This is a genomic window from Flavobacterium defluvii (assembly GCF_900129555.1).
GTDB lineage: Bacteria > Bacteroidota > Bacteroidia > Flavobacteriales > Flavobacteriaceae > Flavobacterium > Flavobacterium defluvii.
In genome coordinates, this window is sequence record NZ_FQWC01000005.1 from 275,746 (window position 1) to 294,125 (window position 18,380).

General features: G+C 33.0%; 12 protein-coding genes and 5 tRNA genes. 4 read left to right on the forward strand and 13 right to left on the reverse strand.

Going from position 1 to position 18,380, the window contains the following annotated elements; genetic code table 11:
• Positions 1-173: 173 nt before the first annotated feature.
• On the reverse strand, positions 174-458 hold the full coding sequence (locus tag BUC29_RS13235) for a hypothetical protein (RefSeq protein ID WP_139260514.1): 285 nt from the start codon (positions 456-458) through the stop codon (positions 174-176).
• 234 nt (positions 459-692) lie between these two features.
• Here BUC29_RS13235 and BUC29_RS13240 point away from each other — a divergent pair, with 234 nt between their 5' ends.
• The 3 genes from BUC29_RS13240 to BUC29_RS13250 all read left to right on the forward strand — a co-directional run bounded on the left by BUC29_RS13240 (position 693) and on the right by BUC29_RS13250 (position 5,632).
• A complete protein-coding gene (locus BUC29_RS13240) occupies positions 693-3,095 on the forward strand; it encodes a TonB-dependent receptor (protein ID WP_073416649.1) in 2,403 nt (800 codons plus the stop codon).
• A gap of 148 nt (positions 3,096-3,243) precedes the next feature.
• Positions 3,244-3,675, forward strand: a complete 432-nt coding sequence (locus BUC29_RS13245) for a hypothetical protein (protein WP_073416650.1) — start codon at positions 3,244-3,246, stop codon at positions 3,673-3,675.
• A 178-nt stretch (positions 3,676-3,853) separates the two neighbouring features.
• Positions 3,854-5,632, forward strand: a complete 1,779-nt coding sequence (locus BUC29_RS13250) for an AMP-dependent synthetase/ligase (protein ID WP_073416651.1) — start codon at positions 3,854-3,856, stop codon at positions 5,630-5,632.
• Between the two features lie 59 nt (positions 5,633-5,691).
• Here BUC29_RS13250 and BUC29_RS13255 read toward each other — a convergent pair whose 3' ends face one another.
• The 9 genes from BUC29_RS13255 to BUC29_RS13285 all read right to left on the reverse strand — a co-directional run bounded on the left by BUC29_RS13255 (position 5,692) and on the right by BUC29_RS13285 (position 11,310).
• A complete protein-coding gene (locus BUC29_RS13255; protein WP_073416729.1) occupies positions 5,692-6,237 on the reverse strand; it encodes a 3'-5' exonuclease in 546 nt (181 codons plus the stop codon).
• Between the two features lie 175 nt (positions 6,238-6,412).
• Positions 6,413-7,510, reverse strand: a complete 1,098-nt coding sequence (locus tag BUC29_RS13260; RefSeq protein ID WP_073416730.1) for a slipin family protein — start codon at positions 7,508-7,510, stop codon at positions 6,413-6,415.
• Between the two features lie 870 nt (positions 7,511-8,380).
• Positions 8,381-9,166: an ATP-grasp domain-containing protein gene (locus BUC29_RS13265; protein ID WP_073416652.1), complete on the reverse strand. Its 786-nt coding sequence runs from the start codon at positions 9,164-9,166 to the stop codon at positions 8,381-8,383.
• Between the two features lie 61 nt (positions 9,167-9,227).
• Positions 9,228-9,314: transfer RNA gene (locus BUC29_RS21540), tRNA-Leu, on the reverse strand.
• Positions 9,315-9,479: 165 nt separating this feature from the next.
• Positions 9,480-9,563, reverse strand: a tRNA-Tyr gene (locus BUC29_RS21545).
• A 60-nt stretch (positions 9,564-9,623) separates the two neighbouring features.
• Positions 9,624-9,694: transfer RNA gene (locus BUC29_RS13270), tRNA-His, on the reverse strand.
• 228 nt (positions 9,695-9,922) lie between these two features.
• Positions 9,923-9,995 (reverse strand) — tRNA-Asp (locus BUC29_RS21550).
• Between the two features lie 20 nt (positions 9,996-10,015).
• Positions 10,016-10,089, reverse strand: a tRNA-Arg gene (locus tag BUC29_RS13275).
• Between the two features lie 948 nt (positions 10,090-11,037).
• Complete coding sequence (locus BUC29_RS13285; protein WP_073416654.1) at positions 11,038-11,310, reverse strand: hypothetical protein; 273 nt, start codon at positions 11,308-11,310, stop codon at positions 11,038-11,040.
• A 409-nt stretch (positions 11,311-11,719) separates the two neighbouring features.
• Between BUC29_RS13285 and BUC29_RS13290 the strand changes: the two genes are divergently transcribed.
• The gene (locus tag BUC29_RS13290; RefSeq protein ID WP_073416655.1) at positions 11,720-12,745 is read left to right on the forward strand and encodes an AAA family ATPase; all 1,026 of its coding nucleotides are present in this window, start codon (positions 11,720-11,722) and stop codon (positions 12,743-12,745) included.
• Here the strand turns inward: BUC29_RS13290 and BUC29_RS13295 are convergent.
• The 3 genes from BUC29_RS13295 to BUC29_RS13305 all read right to left on the reverse strand — a co-directional run bounded on the left by BUC29_RS13295 (position 12,742) and on the right by BUC29_RS13305 (position 18,020).
• Positions 12,742-15,231 carry a S8 family peptidase gene (locus BUC29_RS13295; protein ID WP_073416656.1) on the reverse strand — a complete coding sequence of 830 codons (2,490 nt, stop codon included), beginning with the start codon at positions 15,229-15,231 and terminating at the stop codon, positions 12,742-12,744. The two genes, BUC29_RS13290 and BUC29_RS13295, sit on opposite strands and share 4 nt — an antisense overlap.
• Before the next feature lie 314 nt (positions 15,232-15,545).
• Positions 15,546-16,346: a TatD family hydrolase gene (locus tag BUC29_RS13300; RefSeq protein ID WP_073416657.1), complete on the reverse strand. Its 801-nt coding sequence runs from the start codon at positions 16,344-16,346 to the stop codon at positions 15,546-15,548.
• A gap of 252 nt (positions 16,347-16,598) precedes the next feature.
• A complete protein-coding gene (locus tag BUC29_RS13305) occupies positions 16,599-18,020 on the reverse strand; it encodes an RtcB family protein (RefSeq protein ID WP_073416731.1) in 1,422 nt (473 codons plus the stop codon).
• Between the last annotated feature and the right edge of the window lie 360 nt (positions 18,021-18,380).

The following is an 18,380-nucleotide window of genomic DNA, read 5'->3' on the forward strand; positions in this document are numbered from 1 at the left end:
AAATTCGGGTGTTTTTTTTACCACATATTAAAGGGATTATCACAGATTATTTTTAAAGTTTAAAAAATCATTTAATCCCTTTAATATGTGGCTATTTTTAAAATAATAATTCGTGGCTAAAACATAAAAAAAAATGCCCCGACGCTATCCCTAAGCCGAAGCATTTTTTATTTTCAGTCTTTAAAAGCTGATGCGATTCCGGTTACAATATTGGCAGTTCCAAATGCAAATAACCCCGAAGCAATTGCATTTTGACCTGCAAAAAACTGATTTTCTGCGATTGCATTACTAAAGAATAATCCGCCGGCGGCTCCAGCCACCAATCCAATTCCAATTAATACAATCGTCCACCAGGGTTCCGGATCCGGAGGCGGCGGAGGACTTCTCCAAAAGCGATTCCACCAGCCTGGGTATTTGGTTCCGCACCAGCCCATTGCTAAATAGAAGGCAGTTTCCATATTTTTAGTTTGGTTAGTGCCTACTCTATATGCTTTTCGGCTTACGCATTTTAATCCGCGTAAAAATAGAACAAGTCAATACCATATAATCTAGGTAAACTACTGTTTTTCGAAGGGGAAAAATCCCCATTTTCTTTTTGCTTAACCTTGCTCTAATGCATACGTAAGACTAGTTTAATGATATCTTAAGACGGTTTTTTAAGCTTCATTTATGGAGATAAATATCTTTGCTTTATGAAAAAAATGATTAAAACTGCACTTATTTTTGCTATATTTTTTGCAAACCAATTTGCTTTTGGTCAGCAGAATTCTTCTTTAAACGGAAAAATTACAGACGGAAAACTTCCTGTCGAATTTGTTGATGTTGTTTTAAAAAATACTGCCGATTCTACTAAAATTGTCAATTATACTATAACTGATGTTTCTGGAAGCTTTTCTTTAGAAAACATTAATGCCGGTGAATATTTGCTTCAGTTAAAATTAATGGGTTATAAAACTGATATCCGAAAAATAAATTTTACAGGATCTCCTATTTCTATTGGAACCGTTGTCTTAAAAAATGACACCAATTTATTGAATACTGTAGTGGTTAATTCCCAAAAAAAGCAAATTCAGAAAACGGATGAAGGTTTCATTTTTAATGCTGTTTCAAACATTTCTCAATCTGGAGGAACAGCAACAGATATGCTAAAAAATATCCCTACTGTTGCAGTCGATGCAGAGGGCGGAATTACGTTAAGAGGAAAATCACCTATGATTTTAATTAATGGCAAAAATTTGGCTATTACAAATATGGATCAAATTGCGGCAAGCAGTATCGAAAGTATTGAAATTATTAATAATCCTACGGCAAAATACGATGCAAATGCAGAAAGCGGAATTATTAATATCAAACTTAAAAAAAACAACCAAAGCGGTTTGAATGGTGCAGTAGTTCTGGGAACCGGTTTTGGTGCAAAAGGAAGAATAAACAGCTCTGTTCTTTTGAATCATAAAACTGAAAAATGGAATTTTGGACTGGGTTATGATAATCGTTTTGCCGGCCGAACCAAAAAAATAAAGGCCGATCGTACTAATTATTTTATTGATGATGAACATTATATCCATCAAAACAGAAATGATGAACGCAAGGAAGGTTTACAAAATTTAAAATTCAATGTCGATTTTACTCCAAATGAAAGAAATACTTTTTCATTTGAAGCTTTAGGAAACATCGAAACTCAGGATAATGACGAAACTTTGTACACGAGTGTAAACACAAGTTCAAATCAGTTTTTCTCTGATAACAGAAGACATTCTTTAGAACTAGAACGCTCAAAAGTAGGCGAATTGGCTTTTATCTATGACCGAAAATTCTCTGACGAACGAAAAAGCCTTTCTGGTTCTATTACTTCTTCTTTCGGAAAACATAAAGAAAATACAGATATTGACACCTATAATTATGACCAATATCATCAACAAATAGGCGATGCTTTTTTACAAAGAACTCATAATTATGAAAACGAAAATATTTCTAATGCTATCGTTAATTACACACTTCCAGTTTCAGAAAAAGCAATTGTAGAAACCGGTTATAAAGGAACATTCCGTTTTTTTAATTCTGATTTTGAAAGTGCTGATTTCGAAAATGGTAATTATGTTATAAATCCTTTAGCGAGCAATTCTTTTAAATTTAACGAACAGATTAATGCTGTTTACGGAATGCTGAATTCGTTTACCGGCGATAAGGAAAACCCAAAATGGAAATACAATTTAGGTTTGCGTGCAGAAAATGTTTCCAACACCGGAGCGACGAAAAACAATAGCGACCGTTTTAGTAATAATTATTTAAAATTGTTTCCATCGGCATCAGTTCAGCTGAATACTGCACAAAATGAATTTGTAAAATTAGGCTACAGCAAACGCATTAATCGTCCTGATTTAGATGATTTGAATCCGTTTATTGATATTACAGATGCGTTGAATCCACACGGAGGAAATCCGTATTTAAAACCCGAAATTGTTCATATTGGCGAATTGAGTTATAATAAAACCTGGACAAATTATTCTTTTTCAACTAATGTTTTTTACAGAAATGCAAAAGATGTTATCAGACAATATGCAGAACTTCAGGATAATGGCGTTGTTTTGTTACAGCCCAGAAATATAGGAAATACTGTAACCTATGGTTTAGAAACTATTTTTAGTTTAAAACCATTTCCTTTTTATGATGCCAACATTAGCATAACAGCTTTCCATCAGCATATAGATGCTTCTAACCTAACGGAAGATACTGTAAGTGATGCTTTTAACTGGTATGGAAAAATCATTAATAATTTTGTACCATGGAAAGGCGGAAAACTTCAGCTGATTGGGAATTACAATTCGGCATTGGCAACAGCTCAGGGAGAACGAATTCCGATTTACAATATTGATATGGGTTTTCAGCAAAAATTAGGAAAAGGAAATGCACGTTTGGGGCTGGTAGTAACGGATATGTTCAATACTCTCGAAAGCGGATATAAAAACACTACATTATTATTCAGTAATACAAGAATAAACAAATCAGATACCCGCGCTGTAATGCTTACTTTTGCCTATACTTTTAAATCTGATTTTAAAGAAAAACTACTCGAAAATCAGTTTTCTACAGAATAAAATTTGGCTGAAAAATATAAATTGAAAAAAATTGCATCTCTTGTTATTTAGATTCAAAATTTCTATTAAAATTTAAGTTATATTCGCTACATAAAATCTGCTGCAGATTTTATATTGATGCCCAAAAACACTTTAATCTTATATAGAAATGAAAGCCTTACATTTATTACTGATTACATTCTTTTTTATTGCCTCAAAATCATATTCTCAAGTTGAAGTAAATGTAATTACCCATAATTCTAAAGAACGTTATATTACTACAACTATTGGTTATCCTGTTCAGGGAACTTATGCTCCAATTGGTTTAAAACAACCCGTTACGGTTTTAAACCCAGACGGAACAGGTTTTATTCAGGCTGATGACTTAAGTAAACAAAAGATCAATTGGGGAATTGAATGTACCGAAGAAGGAACTCCGGTTTTTAAGGAAGGATTCAATAGTAAATCGTATACATTTTGGTACAGACCTGTTGAGGGTAATGAATGGTTTTATTCTCAATTCTCTATTCATTTTGCCAAGAAAAAAATGTTCTTAATGGGAGAAAGAGTAAAAGAATACGAAGATTATAACGTACAATAGTCCTTTAAAAACGTCCTTCAAATTAAATTTTTCTTGATTTTTGGGAATATTCGCTATAAAAAAGAAAACGTTTTCGTTGATTTTTAATAGTCTCTATAAATTTTCCCATAAAATTCCATAAAATAAAAAATCATACCTTATTTTTATTTAATTTGCAGTAAAATTCAATATATTAAACATGGTTTCAATCACACGACTTTTTGATTTTCCCTATTATCAACAAGAAACTTATAACCTTCCAGTTGCTCTTGCAACCAAAAAAAATGGAGTCTGGGAAAAAACATCTAGCGAAGAATATATTGCAAAAGCTAATGCCGTTTCGAGAGCATTATTGCGCATGGGTGTTCAAAAAGATGATAAAATCGCATTAATTACTTCAAATAACCGCACAGAATGGAATGTAATGGATATTGGTATTTTGCAGACAGGTGCGCAAAATGTTCCAATTTATCCAACGATTGCCGAAGAAGATTACGAATATATTTTAAATCACAGCGGCAGTATCTACTGCTTTGTTTCTGATGATGAAGTTTACCAAAAAGTACAAGCTATCAGGGCTAATGTGCCAACTTTAAAAGAGGTTTATTCTTTTAATGAAATCCCGGGTTGTAAGCACTGGTCAGAGCTGTTAACTTTAGGCGAAGACCAAAGCAATCAAAATGAAGTTGAAGCCAGAAAAGAAAGCATCAAAACCGATGATTTAGCCACTATTATATATACTTCAGGAACTACAGGAAAGCCTAAAGGTGTTATGCTTTCGCATAAAAACATTGTTTCGAATGTTTTAGACAGCGCACCAAGAATTCCGTTTGATCCGGGTAAAAGTTCTGCATTGAGCTTCCTGCCTATCTGCCATATTTTTGAGAGAATGATTTTATACATTTATCAATATTATGGTGTTTCGGTTTATTTTGGAGAATCTATTGATAAAATCAGTGACAATCTAAAAGAAGTTAAACCAACTGTTATTACAGCTGTACCAAGACTTTTAGAAAAAGTTTACGATAAAATTTATGCTAAAGGAACTGAATTAACAGGGATTAAGAAAAAACTGTTTTTCTGGGCTATTGATTTAGGTTTAAAATACGAACCATACGGAGCAAACGGCTTTTGGTATGAATTTCAGTTAAAAATTGCACGCAAACTTATTTTCAGCAAATGGAAAGAAGGTTTGGGCGGCAATTTAGATTTAATGGTTTCCGGAAGTGCCGCTTTACAACCTCGTTTAACAAGAGTTTTTGCTGCTGCAGAAATTCCGGTTATGGAAGGTTACGGTTTATCTGAAACTTCTCCGGTAATTGCCGTTAACGATCAAAGAAACAAAGGGTTTAAAATTGGAACTGTTGGAAAACCAATTCGCAATATTGAAGTAAAAATTGCTGAAGACGGAGAAATTCTTTGTAAAGGTCCAAACGTAATGTTAGGCTATTACAAAGATCCTGAAAAAACTGCCGAAGCTTTGCAGGATGGTTATTTCCATACTGGGGATATTGGTGAAATCGACAGCGAAGGTTTCTTAAAAATTACAGATCGTAAAAAAGAAATGTTCAAAACATCGGGAGGGAAATATATTGCGCCGCAAATGATCGAAAATGCTATGAAACAATCTCGTTTTATTGAGCAGATTATGGTTATTGGTGAAGGCGAAAAAATGCCGGCCGCTTTTATTCAGCCAAACTTTGAATTTGTAAAAGAATGGGCAAAAATCCACAAAATTACTTTAGGAAGTTCTGATAAAGAAATTAGTCAAAATCCTGATGTTATTAAACGTATTGATGAAGAAGTAGAAAGCATCAACAAAAAATTTGGACACTGGGAACAAATAAAGCGTTTTGAATTGACTCCAGATGTTTGGTCTATCGACGGCGGGCAGCTTACTCCTACTTTAAAATTAAAGCGTAAAATTATTAAAGAGATTTATAAAGATCTTTACGCTAAAATATACGGGAACAATTAATAAACCAAAATATTTTTAACCAAAGAAAAAGGCTGTCTTAATAAGACAGCCTTTTTTAATTAATTACGAAGACACCAATGTAAAATCTTAGCGATGTTTTTGGCATCGTCAATTCCGCGGTGATGTGTTCCTTCCAGCGGAATATTCAGCAATTGTAAAGCGCCGTTCATTCCGGTTGATCTCTGTAAACCAAATTTTTCGGCAAAATGCTCTTTTACATTAATGTGATCGTCTCCCATTGGGTAAGGAACTCCAAACGATTTACATTGTTTTTTAAGCATATTCAAATCGTACTGACCGTAACTTGCCCAAGTGTATAAATCGGGATTATATTCGTCGATTAATTCATTTACAGCATCTTCAAAACTAACTCCATTTTTATCCAGTAAATCCTGAGTTATGGTTGTTAATTCGGTACAAAACGTACTTACGCTAGAACGCTGCGGCTTAATTAAAATACCTTTGTTCTTGGTAATTTGTCCGGTTTCTGAATCTAAAACGGCTAATCCGATTTCGATAATTTCGTTTTGCTGACCTTTCGGGACCGCGCCCTGCCAGCATGTGGCTTCTAAATCAATGATGATAATTTTATCTGTAGTTTTCATTTTTTCTGATTTTTTGTAATTAATTAAACACATAGAATCATAGTTATTTGACGTCGCATAAAGACTTTCACTATTTTAAATTCACATAGATGCTATGTGAAAGAAATACATTTCTCTTTATTCTCTTTTTTGAAGAATAAAATCTATGTTTCTATGTGTTTATAAATCTTTTTTCTTATTTCACGAAGATTTCCTTCAATTGACCAATTACGTTTCCGCTTCCGGAAATTGTGATTTCTCCAATTTTGTCGGCGATTTTTTCTACGTATTCCATCTCTTTCAATTTCCACAACATTTCGTTTTCCTCCATCAGCTTTGCTGTGTTTAATAAACTTCTTGTTGCAGCGGTTTCTTCTCTTCTCATGATACTGTTGGCCTGTGCTTTTTTCTCGGCAACCAAAACCTGATTCATGATTTCTTTCATATCTCCTGGCAAGATTACATCACGAATTCCGGCATCAGAAATCTTCAAACCTAAGTCTTCAATTTTAGTTGTCACTTCGGCCAAAATTAATTCGGCAATAGTGTCTTTCTTCGCCAGTAATTCATCTAAAGTCAATCCCCCAACAAAAGCTCTTAAAGCCAATTGCATTGCAACATACAATTGCTTTTCAAAATCTTTGTTTTCAATCAAAGCTTTCATAATATCAACAACCTGATATCTCACAAAAAAATTGATTCTTAATCCTGCTTTATCTTTAGTTAATAATTCCTGACCAGAGATCTCAATTTGCTGTTGTCTTGTATCGATTGTTTTTACTTCAATTGTAATCGCGTTATTCCAAAAATAATGCGTTCCAGATTTTAATTCTTTAACAAAAGTTCCATTTACATACAACAACGCTTTGTCATTGCTTGCTACAATAAACTTTCTTGTAAAGTATCTTAATTGATTATGTTCTAATAAGTTTACCGGAATATTTTCTGTGATTTCAATTTTAGAAAGATCAATTTTTTTGAATTCATTTTTGACAATTCCTTTCCAGAAAGCATGTCTTCCCGGAGTTAAAACTCCTTTAAAGTTTCCGTTTACAAATTGCAAAACAATCTCATTATCGGCAATCTCAACAACTTCAAGCATTGAAGCCAAAACTTCATTCTGCAATAAAATATTTAATTCAAAAGGTGCGTGAAAAACGGCATTCATATCATAAATCATCACATTTTTATCTCCAAAAATCCAGTACAAACCTTCTTCTAATACTTTTACTAATTTTCTGTTTTCGAAAACCAAACCTACTTGGTAACCTTCGATTTTAATTCTTTTAATCATGGTATTTTTTTGTTTCAAGTTTTTCTTTGTTTCAAGTTTCAAGTTGTGAAACAGTCGAAAATCTTTGTTCTATATTTTTATTTTTTGTTTCAGGTCTTTTTTGTTTCAAGTTTCAAGTTGTAGAACGGTCGAAAATCTTTATTCTATCCTCTTTACTCTATTCTCTTGCTTCTAACTTTTTACTTCTAACATCTAACTTTTTAATAAAAAAAACCTCTTTGCCTTTCTCCTCCGAAAAAAACGGATGAAGAGTTTGTAATTTGTTTACCCGAATTGTTTTCGATTGTATTTTGCAGAGACGATCCCCAAATCATCTTCACAATCAAATCGGAAAGAAAACAAGTATTTCAAAAAACATTGCTTTTCGCACTGGCTTTATCATGAGTGTGAAATTTTAGATTCGAAAATCTTAGTTTCACTGACAAAGACAAATCAGCTTTTTTTTTTTGGTCATCTTTTTAAGAGTGATGGTCTCTTTTCAACAGGTTTTTGAGACCCGCGTGACTACCAATTGTCAAACTGAGCGTATCAGTACAGGATTCGAACCTGCAAATTTCTATTGCTCTAACCAGACTGAGCTATCGCATTGCTGCGAATGGGGGTCGAACCCATGACACATAGATCTTGGTGGAATAGTTTTTTGGAAAACCTCCCGAAAACCTCCAAACCAAGCTGCATAGAAAAACATAATTCGCTTTCGCGGAAAGTTCCCTACAATGGTGCTATACAGAAACACGCAACTGGGCTTGTTTGATATTTTTAATCAAAGCCAAAACTTTGATGCATTTCATTTTATAAAAGAACTTGTTTTAATTCCTGAACAAATATTCAAATTATACTGCGCAGTAATTTTGCGCAGTGCAAAAACTTTTAGTTAATCCATTCTATTACAGTCGATAGATAGACTTGTCTAACCTCATCAAATCGGGTTATATTGGGAATATGATTGACTTCTAATAAATATTTAGAACCGTCTTTTCCAACGATGTAATCATTTCCTATCATATCCATTTGCAAAACATTCTTGATGTAAAGCGTATCTTCTAACAAATCCTGATCGACAGGCATAAAATTGGCATTATCAGGATGGATAGATTTTAACCAATCGTCACCTTCAAGTTTTATCTGCCAATAGGTTTCGCCAATCATCATGATACGAACAGCTTCACCTTCAAAATAAGGTTCAATCGTTGCGGTAAATTCGCTTTCCCATTCTCCGGTAAAGCGATGTTTGTTTTCACCACAATGCCAGTTTCCCCATTTTGCAATCGTATCTCCTGTTGTGTTTACAGAAGCGCCTGCACTTATAAATCCGCGTGGAGCGCTGAATCTTGAAAGAGACAATGCTTTTACCAGACAAGGAATTTTAAAACGGCAGTCCAGCATTGCTGAAGCCTTTGGATAACAATCTCCATTCCAGATCGCAAGACCTGCAATAAAATCAAAATCATTATCGTAAATTCCGTAATAGACCACTTTATCTACAGGTAACATTCCAACTCCAATCGATTTTTCCATATACAAAACCTCATCTTTAACCACAATTTTTGGTATAGACTGATGCCAGATAACATGTCCTGAATACTGGGCTTTTATAATGTCGTATTCTTCCTGTTCAATTCCAACAAGGGCAATTCGGTTGTATTTTTGTTTCATCGTTTTTAATTTTAAATGTTACTTGTTTTTAAATTTAATTCTCACATAATCTATTTATTTGTACAGGAAGAGTCCCGATAGCTATCGGGACGAACTCTCAAAAAACTGATTCTAAGTCAGCCGCGTCTACAAATTGCGCCATTCCTGCATTTTTTTTCTGCCGCTAAGGCACGAAGACACAAAGGTTATTTTCTTTGCGTTTTTGCGACTTTGCAAGAAAATTGCTCGCCAGCTCTCTTTACAATACTTTGTCAATCTCTCGCAAAGTCGCAGAGTCGCAAAGTTTTTACTTCAAGTAAATCTGCTCAATTTGTGGAAATAGTAGGATTCGAACCTACTCAGTCAAAAGACAACGGTTTTACAGACCGACCTAACTCTCCAACTTTAGCGTATTTCCATTTGTCTGGGAAGCAATCACGGTAGCTATCGGATAACCACCGTTATCTTCCCAGTTTTGGGTGTTTTCGGGAATCGAACCCTGTTCTTCGGATTCACAGCCCGAGGTTTTACCTAATAAACTAAAAACACCATTTTATGTTCTGTCACAAAAATTCAAAGACATTGCGTTTATTTTTCTTTGCGTCTTTGCGACTTTGCGAGAAAACTGCTCGCCATTTAATCTTTTTACCCATACTCTGTCAATCTCTCGCAAAGTCGCAAAGACGCTAAGTTTAAATTTGATTGTGCAGATACCTTTGAACCTCTGCACCTTCCTCAGTACCTTAGTCCCTCAGAACCTCAGCACCTTTAAAAAAGCGGCCCATACGGGAGTCGAACCCGTTTCTCCCGAGAGACAGTCGGGAAGGTTAGCCAGTAACCCCAATGAGCCAGTTCCTTCTAGAGAACGAGTGATTTTGGAAGGATTCGAACCTTCGACCATCTGCTTAGAAGACAGACGCTCTATCCAGCTGAGCTACAAAATCATTAATTTTTGGGCATAAAAAAAGCACCCGGTTAAAGGTGCTTTATAAATTCAATATGATATAACTATCCTATTGCCTGTATTGATGCACCTGTGTTGTTAAACATCCAAGATCGAATCTCGGGTCTAGCAGTTGTGTGTTGTATATGTTGTTATGTAAAGCCATTTTATATGTTGTATTATATTTTGAAATTGTTGTTGATATTTGAATTTCTGTTTTCAAATTTTCTTCGGCAAAGATAAAGTCGAAAAAATCAATTATCCAAATCATTTTTAAAATTATTTTATTGGTTATCAAATAGTTATATTTAAAATTAAAACATAGAAATCCTTGTCCGCATACTGGTGCAGATTCCTTTTTGTATCAAATGACTGTCTCTCATCAGATTACTTTTCAAGATTATATTTCGCTATTTAGATTATGCATTAAACATTTGGTCAATTATTTTTTTAATTATTTTTAGTTATGGTTTATTTTTTATCATTTTTCTTGTCATTCTCGCCAACTTTTTGTCACACTGAGCGAAGTCGAAGTGCTTATTAACCAAAATCGAAATGCTTAAAAACAAAAAAAGCGTCCCGAAATAAGGACGCTTTTATATTTTATGTTGAGTTGAACTCTAAAATTTACATTTCAATTTCATAAAAATACATGATACATCCTGATATTTTAGCCGGAAGATTTCCTGCTAAGTGATCAAAATATTGTCTTACTGAAAGTATCATCTGTATTTTTTGTTTTTTTATTACGGGTGCAAATGTAGAAGTTTTTTTCTATTTATATAATTCTCTTGTTAATTTTTCTTAACACTGTTTCCTCCTTTTTACTTGCCTGACTTAACTGTTCTGCCTTTGACTATGAAGGTTTTCAATACTCTATTATTTCTTTACTTTAAAACTTAAACCCCACAATTGGTATTTGTGGGGTTTAAGTTTTTATTGGTTTCTTTTACCGATTTACATCGGCACAAGCTTCATAAATTTGTTTATCTGAAAATGGAGATAATGCTTCTGCAAAATTTCTGCTTGTTCGTAAACAACTTAGCATCTTTTGCCTTAAATCGAGATCGTTTCCATATTCTGTGCGAAGTAGAATCTCGAAGATTTCCTGCAAATACAGGGGCTGTTCTTTGTAATCTCCCTCAAACAATTCGTCTGAAAGGAAATTAATTACGGATGGCACTACATCACGATGTGTTGGTTTTTGATTTTCTTTTGTCATTTTTCTGAAAATATTAAACGCACGAAACCCTCATCTTCGGTTGTGACAAAACATTCTTATCGAATGAGATTAGGGCTATCACTAGCTCCAGCAACGTGAATGAGGGCTTCGCTTATGTTAACTTATAAAGTTTCAAAGTTCTCGATTGCCGATAAAATGTTTTGTCGAGAACAAAGATATGCTTTTATTTTAAAAAGAAAGAAATAACCTACTTTTATTTGTTTTTTTAAATTATAATGCTAAATTTATATTGAAAACAAAGATAGATATTAATTTGCGGTGTAATTGTTTTTTGTAACCTAGAAGTAAAAATTACTAAACTGGAAATAAAATTTTATGTTGGATTTATAATTTTCATAATAAAAACAAATTTCAGAAAAACATAAAAAAATCATTACTTTTGCGCGAGATGAGTCAATCCGATTACATAAAAGATATTGCTAAATATGGTCTTGAGAATGATCAGGAGAAATTATTGTCTGCTCTGAATGAATTCATTGATTATTCAAAAAAAAGTAAAAAGACAAATTTTGCAATTCAATTGCAATCTATATTAAAAGAATCTATTCGTGAACAAAAAATCAGTACTCTTACAAAAGTAGGCACCGAATCATACTTCAATAGAATAGAAGATCGTGAAACTGGCGATCTTATTTTAGAAAAACTTACCTCTGACTACAAACTTGAAAACATTATTGCAGATAATAATGTTAGTCAAAATTTAAATCATTTCATAGAGGAGCACCATAAATCAGATGTCTTAAAAAAATTCGGTTTGCCTATTGCTAATAAGTTATTATTACACGGCCCATCTGGCTGTGGGAAAACTTTAGCTTCATACGTTGTAGCTGGAGAACTTAAAAAAATGATGGTAGTTGTTAATCTTGGAGCAATTGTATCATCTAAACTTGGTGAAACTAGCAAGAATCTTTCAAAAATATTTCGAAAAGCAGCTTCTGAAGATTGTATAATTTTTATTGATGAATTTGATTCTTTAGGAAAAATTAGAGATTATAGTCAAGATCATGGAGAAATGAAAAGAGTAGTAAATACAATTCTACAATTGTTTGATTATTTACCTCAAAGTAGTATTGTCATTGCTGCAACTAATCAAAAAGAAATGCTTGATGATGCCTTATTAAGAAGATTTGACTTTTCTATTGGATTCAATTTACCAACAGAAAAAGAAATAAAACAACTAATTTCTTTAACTCTAAAAAATGGTAATTTTACTTTTGACAACAAAACAAAAGCAAATGCTCTTATAAAAAAATCGCTTGGACTTTCTTATTTCAGCATTCAAAAAACTTTAGTTACTGCAATTAAAAGAAGCCTATTTGCAATAGAAAACCCAGAACTAACATTGAATGCAAAAATTAATACTTCTATTTGGGAAAATTTAATTGAGACAGAAAAGAAATCTATGAATATTTAATAATTTTCTGCTTCAAGATCTAAATCATTAATTACATTTAAAGAATTAATAAGTTGTATTTCTTCATATAATCTATTTGAAGTTTTATTTTTGTATGGAAGCTCTTCAATTGTTGTAACCAATGAAAATTTCACTGGTGCCTTAAGCAATTTTTCTTTGTCAATTGAATCTAAAAGTTTATGTAACTTAGAGTTTATTGCAATTTTAACCTTTATATTTCCATCCTTGTCAATATTCTTTTTAAGAAATTTAAGAGTTAGTTTAAATTTAACCTTTTGTGAATTACTTAATACTTTAGGTTTATAATAATAATCCTGTGACCAAGAATTCTTTAATTTGATGTTTTCCATCTTGTTATAGTTAATACCTAAAGATTGAGCAGGAAATCCGTTTGGTTTTGTTAATATCCTACCATTTATATCTTTTTTATAATCTTCCAATGGTATATTATCAAAGAAACCAAATGCAATATGTATTGGACAATAGGTAAATTGGCTTTTATTTAAAGGCAAAAAGCTAAAACATAAAGTTGAAGTAAATTCTAATATTGATTGAGGATTCATCAAATCCAATAAGTAAGCAGGTAATTTTAGAGAAAAACTTTTAATTGTTTCTGGTACGATCTCATCTTCTAAAATAAATGTTATTCTATCTCTTGAAGAATTTATTGCAAATTCTTCATTAGGGAAACCATTTCCAATAATTGAGTTTTTTATAGTTTCTATTTCAGAATTTATTTCATCAGTTTCCGAAGAATTAATTATCAATGCTTTTATTGTTTGCATATTCTTTGATAGCTCAGGATATTTTTTAAGTATTCTAGCTGCTAAATTGGCTACAAATGGAGATGAATAACTTGTGCCTATTTCTTTACTGAAAAAAGTCCCTCTTTCTATCGTTAAAACTTTTAAACCAGTTTTATTAATATCTAACCAATTATCATAATCATCTCCATGAGAAATTACATCGGGTTTAAATAATAGTTTATTTGTTCTTTTATGATTTAAGTTCCCTTTTATATCTTTAAAAATTTTCAAATCCCAATTTATATGAAACGTTCTACTATAAATAGCAGGAACTAAACCTAATGGAGTTATTCTCTCATATTCATTTTCTTCTAAATTTGATGCATAAGCTCCAACTGTCAAATTATTCATACTTTCTGCCGGACTACAGAGATTGGTATGCTCAGACATAAAATGTAAGGGAAATAGAGATTTATTAGTATTTGCATCTAAAAAATGTTGAGAATCTCTAACGTTTGAAATTGAAATAAAAATGAGTATATTTAACTCATGTGATAATTTATCTAATGCAAATGCATAGCTAGACATGCATTCATTATGCTTTTTACAAGCATCATATCCAATTGTAAGAGTAAAAATTTGAACATTATATTCTAATTTTGCTCTTCTGATTAATTCTACAACTTCACTTTCAAATATTTCACCGGAGTTATTATCTAATGTTTTAATGCTTAAAAGCTTTGCATCAGCTTCAAAATTCCCAACATGATTTGGATATAATTTATCTCCCAATGCAGCAATTGTTGCAACAGCCGTACCATGATCAACATTATCAATAAATGACGATGTACTTGTAAGGTTAAATGAAGCATCATTAATGATTATAGAATTTAATGGAGATTTGTTTTCAATTCCTGTATCTATAATGCCAATAATAGGCAAATTAGCATCACTATTTATGATTTCAAAACCATACGATTTTTCCGCTAAATTATAAATATTAGGCCTAACAAAACCTGAGCTATAGGAATTAACAGATTGTATAACATCAAAATTATCAACTATTTCTATAACGGTATTTTCATCAACGTTAATTATCTCAATAACATTTAATTCCACATTGTTCTTGAACTCAATACGTTTTTTCTCAAGATAATTAATCAGCCTATTTTCTATCTTATTTTTAATTGAGTCAAGCTCCAATGAATCAATCAAACTTATTATCAAATGATTTTTAAAAGTTTTGCAATCAATTATTAAATCTCTAGATAAAAAGTCAAAGTTCTTAATGAATTTTACATTTAGATCGTATTCAGGATTATTATGGTCTTCTGTGTTTATGAAAATTTCTAATTGCTTTACAAAATTGTCAAATCTCTCATAATTAGAAATAGCAAAAATAGCTTTTGTATTCCAATCAAAATAAGCAATTATATCAAGTCCGAAAACTGACCTATAAATATTTTCAAATTTAGATGAATCAAAAATATCATGGAAGGTGATTGTAATTAATTCAATTACCTCAGGCACAGCAATTGTTTTTCTTATTGCTCTATCTTTTCTTTTCTTATTAAAACTCTTTAACGATCTTATAAAATCTTCTGTTTTTGGCGTATAATCTTTTTCTATCTCGAGATTTTCTTCTTCAATTTCAGTAGAATTTGGATTATAGCGAGATTTTTGTTTGAAAATGACTACGCCCTCTTGAGGGTTTTTAAAATAAAGATGCTCTTTTTTCATAAGTACTTTTTAAATCGGAAAACAAATTCAGCAAATTCATCCGCTTTTCACCTAACAAATAACTAGAATTTTTCTGACTAAATAATATTTTTACCAATATATTTTTTTATTTACAAAACTCTTTCACATTAATTTCGTTTAAATAACATTAATTTTCAAAAATGCCTAAAATTTGACAAGATATTTTACGGTTTTCCATAATCATAATAATTATTAAACTATTACTAACCCTCAAATATATACAAACAAAAAGCCTTCAAACCAAGTACAAACACCTGATTTAAAAGCCAACAAATAATCTTTAATAAAATATTCTAAACCCCAAAAAAGCCTTTAGTATTCCTCGTCGTTTCCTCCGCTACTTTATCTAAAGTAATCCCTTTAAACTGTGCAATTGTTCCGGCAACATACGGCAGAAAAGCAGGTTCGCAACGACGTTCGTGGTATTTTTTTAAGAGACTGTTCGGGACATTTTTTGGAAGCATAAATGGCGCATCGGTTTCGATCATCATTCGGTCGAGCGGTACGTACTGAATGACTTCTTTTAAATGATTGAAACGTTTGGCATCTGAAATCGCTCCCGTAAAGCCCAGATAAAATCCGTTATCGAGATAGGTTTTGGCTTCTTGCAGTGTTCCTGTAAAACAATGTACAACGGCTTTTGGCAATTGCGGTAAATAGTCTTTGGTAATATTCATAAAACTATTGAAAGCGGCTCTTTCGTGCAAAAACAAAGGTTTCTGTACTTCAATCGCCAATTCTAATTGGGCTTTATAACATTCTTCCTGTTTGTTTCGGGGCGAAAAGTCACGATCAAAATCGAGTCCGCATTCGCCAACAGAAATGACTTGTCTTTGCTTTAACAAATTCCGCAGTTTTGAAATGCTTTTTTCGTCAAAACTCTTCGCATCATGCGGATGAATTCCAGCTGTTGAATATAATATTCCCGGATATTGTTTTGCAATTTCTAATGATGCTTCGCTGTTTCGTACGCTCGTTCCCGTTAGGATCATTTGCGATACGTCGGCGTCGAGCGCGTCTTGTACAACATCGTCTATGTCGTTTTGGAATTGTTTGTTGGTCAAATTAATTCCGATATCTATATATGTTTTCATCTTTTTGTTTTTGCCACGAAGGCCCTAAGACACAAAGTTTTTTTTATTCTTTGTGTTGGTTATTATTTTATTAATCTCGCAAAGACGCAGAGTCGCTAAGTTTTTTGTTTCACGCAGATTTTAAACAGATTTAAGCAGATGCTCGCCGATTATTTAAAAAAAAATCTAATTTAATCTGCCGAAATCTGCAAAATCTGCGTGAAAAAACCTTTGCCCCTTTGTTACTTTGTCACTTTGAACCTAAAAGAAGAACTAGTCTTCCCTACTTCCATCATCCGCCATTCTAACCAGTTTCGGTGTAAACTTCGCCACAACATCTACCAAATCTTTCTGCGCTTCCATCACCTGATTGATATCTTTATACGCCATTGGGGCTTCGTCAAGACCTGCTCCGATAAGCGTCACGCCATGATCTCTCAGGATCGATTTCATTTCGGTTTGTGTAATGTTTTTTATGGCTTGGGTTCTGCTCATTTGTCTTCCTGCTCCATGCGAAGCCGAATTAATGGCGTTCTCCTCGCCTTTTCCTCTCACCAAAAATCCCGGTGCGGTCATACTTCCCGGAATGATTCCCATAACGTCTTTTCCGGCTGGAGTTGCTCCTTTTCTATGTACGATCACTTCTTCGCCGTTCCAAGTTTCTTTCCACGCAAAATTATGGTGGTTTTCGACTTTGGCTAAAATCGTCGCACCCAAAGCGCGTTCCATTTTGTTATGGATAATCTCGTGACAAGCCGATGCGTAATCTCCCGCCAAATTCATTGCCATCCAATATTCCTGACCTAATTGTGAATTCATATCCAAATACGCTAAGTTTTTGGCTACTTCTGGAAGTCTGCATTCGTCTTTGGCAATTTTAGTATAATGTCCGGCAATTGTGGCTCCCATTCCGCGTGAACCGGAATGCGTTAACAAAGCGACATATTTTCCTTTTGGGATATTCAAAACCGCATCGTCTTTCGCAAATTCCATGATTCCGAATTCCACAAAGTGATTTCCACCACCCGAAGATCCTAATTGCGACCAAGCTTTATCTTTTAAATTCTTCACAAACGGATTCATATTAAATGTATCGTTCTCCAAAACCGCATGATCTGATTTGTACTGACCGTGAAATCCGTGACCTGCTCCAAAAATAGAATTAGCAATTAATTCTCTTTTGAATTTGGCTTCGTTTTCAAAGTAAAAATCTTCCGGAATATCATAAACCGATAACGCCATTCTGCATCCAATATCAACGCCAACACCATACGGAATAATGGCATTTTTTGTGGCTAAAACTCCGCCAATCGGTAATCCGTAACCTTGGTGCGCGTCTGGCATTAAAGCTCCGGCAACCGTAACAGGCAGTTTCATGGCAACTTCCATTTGTTTTCTGGCTCCGTCTTCGATATGATCCAATCCGTAAGCCGAATATGCATTCGGATTCTGATTTAAAGCAATGAAATCTTCTGGTTTTTCATTCGATTTTTCAATTAAAGCTACAGCTAGTTTGCTGAAGATTTTATCGTCTATATAGTTTTCCGGAGTTTCTAAAACGTTTTTGAAATTTGTTGTCATTTCGTCTCTTGTGAATCCGTTTCTTTTGCTGTTTATTTTTAAGGCAATTCCGATTATTTTTCCTTCAGGGAATCCTAATTCTAATATATCTGTACCGTTTATTTGGGTTTTCATGTTTTTGTTTTTTTTAAAAGAGTATAGAAAAAAGATCATAGAAAATAGACTTTTCAAAAGCCTCAAAATCTATACTCTATTCTCTTTATTCTATTTTCTAATTTCTTTTTTTAATTAAATAATTTTAAAGAGGTAACATTTAGGAATGGTTTAATTTTCTTTGGAACGAAGGAACCATTTCCTGACGACACTCTTTTTTTAAGAGCAATATTGTATAAGTGATAATTTAGGACTCGAACCTAATAAATCAACCAACGAAGTAACACTTTATACACGGCATCTTATTTTTTGAAAAAGTAATAATTGGCAAGAGTTATTTTTGAACGAAGTAGCTCTTTACGCACGACATTTTTCATTTTT

Coding starts and splice junctions, on each gene's coding strand:
- BUC29_RS13235 (WP_139260514.1), bottom strand. CDS start 458: ATGGAAACTGCCTTCTATTTAGCAATGGGCTGGTGCGGAACCAAATAC.
- BUC29_RS13240 (WP_073416649.1), top strand. CDS start 693: ATGAAAAAAATGATTAAAACTGCACTTATTTTTGCTATATTTTTTGCA.
- BUC29_RS13245 (WP_073416650.1), top strand. CDS start 3,244: ATGAAAGCCTTACATTTATTACTGATTACATTCTTTTTTATTGCCTCA.
- BUC29_RS13250 (WP_073416651.1), top strand. CDS start 3,854: ATGGTTTCAATCACACGACTTTTTGATTTTCCCTATTATCAACAAGAA.
- BUC29_RS13255 (WP_073416729.1), bottom strand. CDS start 6,237: ATGAAAACTACAGATAAAATTATCATCATTGATTTAGAAGCCACATGC.
- BUC29_RS13260 (WP_073416730.1), bottom strand. CDS start 7,510: ATGATTAAAAGAATTAAAATCGAAGGTTACCAAGTAGGTTTGGTTTTC.
- BUC29_RS13265 (WP_073416652.1), bottom strand. CDS start 9,166: ATGAAACAAAAATACAACCGAATTGCCCTTGTTGGAATTGAACAGGAA.
- BUC29_RS13285 (WP_073416654.1), bottom strand. CDS start 11,310: ATGACAAAAGAAAATCAAAAACCAACACATCGTGATGTAGTGCCATCC.
- BUC29_RS13290 (WP_073416655.1), top strand. CDS start 11,720: ATGAGTCAATCCGATTACATAAAAGATATTGCTAAATATGGTCTTGAG.
- BUC29_RS13295 (WP_073416656.1), bottom strand. CDS start 15,231: ATGAAAAAAGAGCATCTTTATTTTAAAAACCCTCAAGAGGGCGTAGTC.
- BUC29_RS13300 (WP_073416657.1), bottom strand. CDS start 16,346: ATGAAAACATATATAGATATCGGAATTAATTTGACCAACAAACAATTC.
- BUC29_RS13305 (WP_073416731.1), bottom strand. CDS start 18,020: ATGAAAACCCAAATAAACGGTACAGATATATTAGAATTAGGATTCCCT.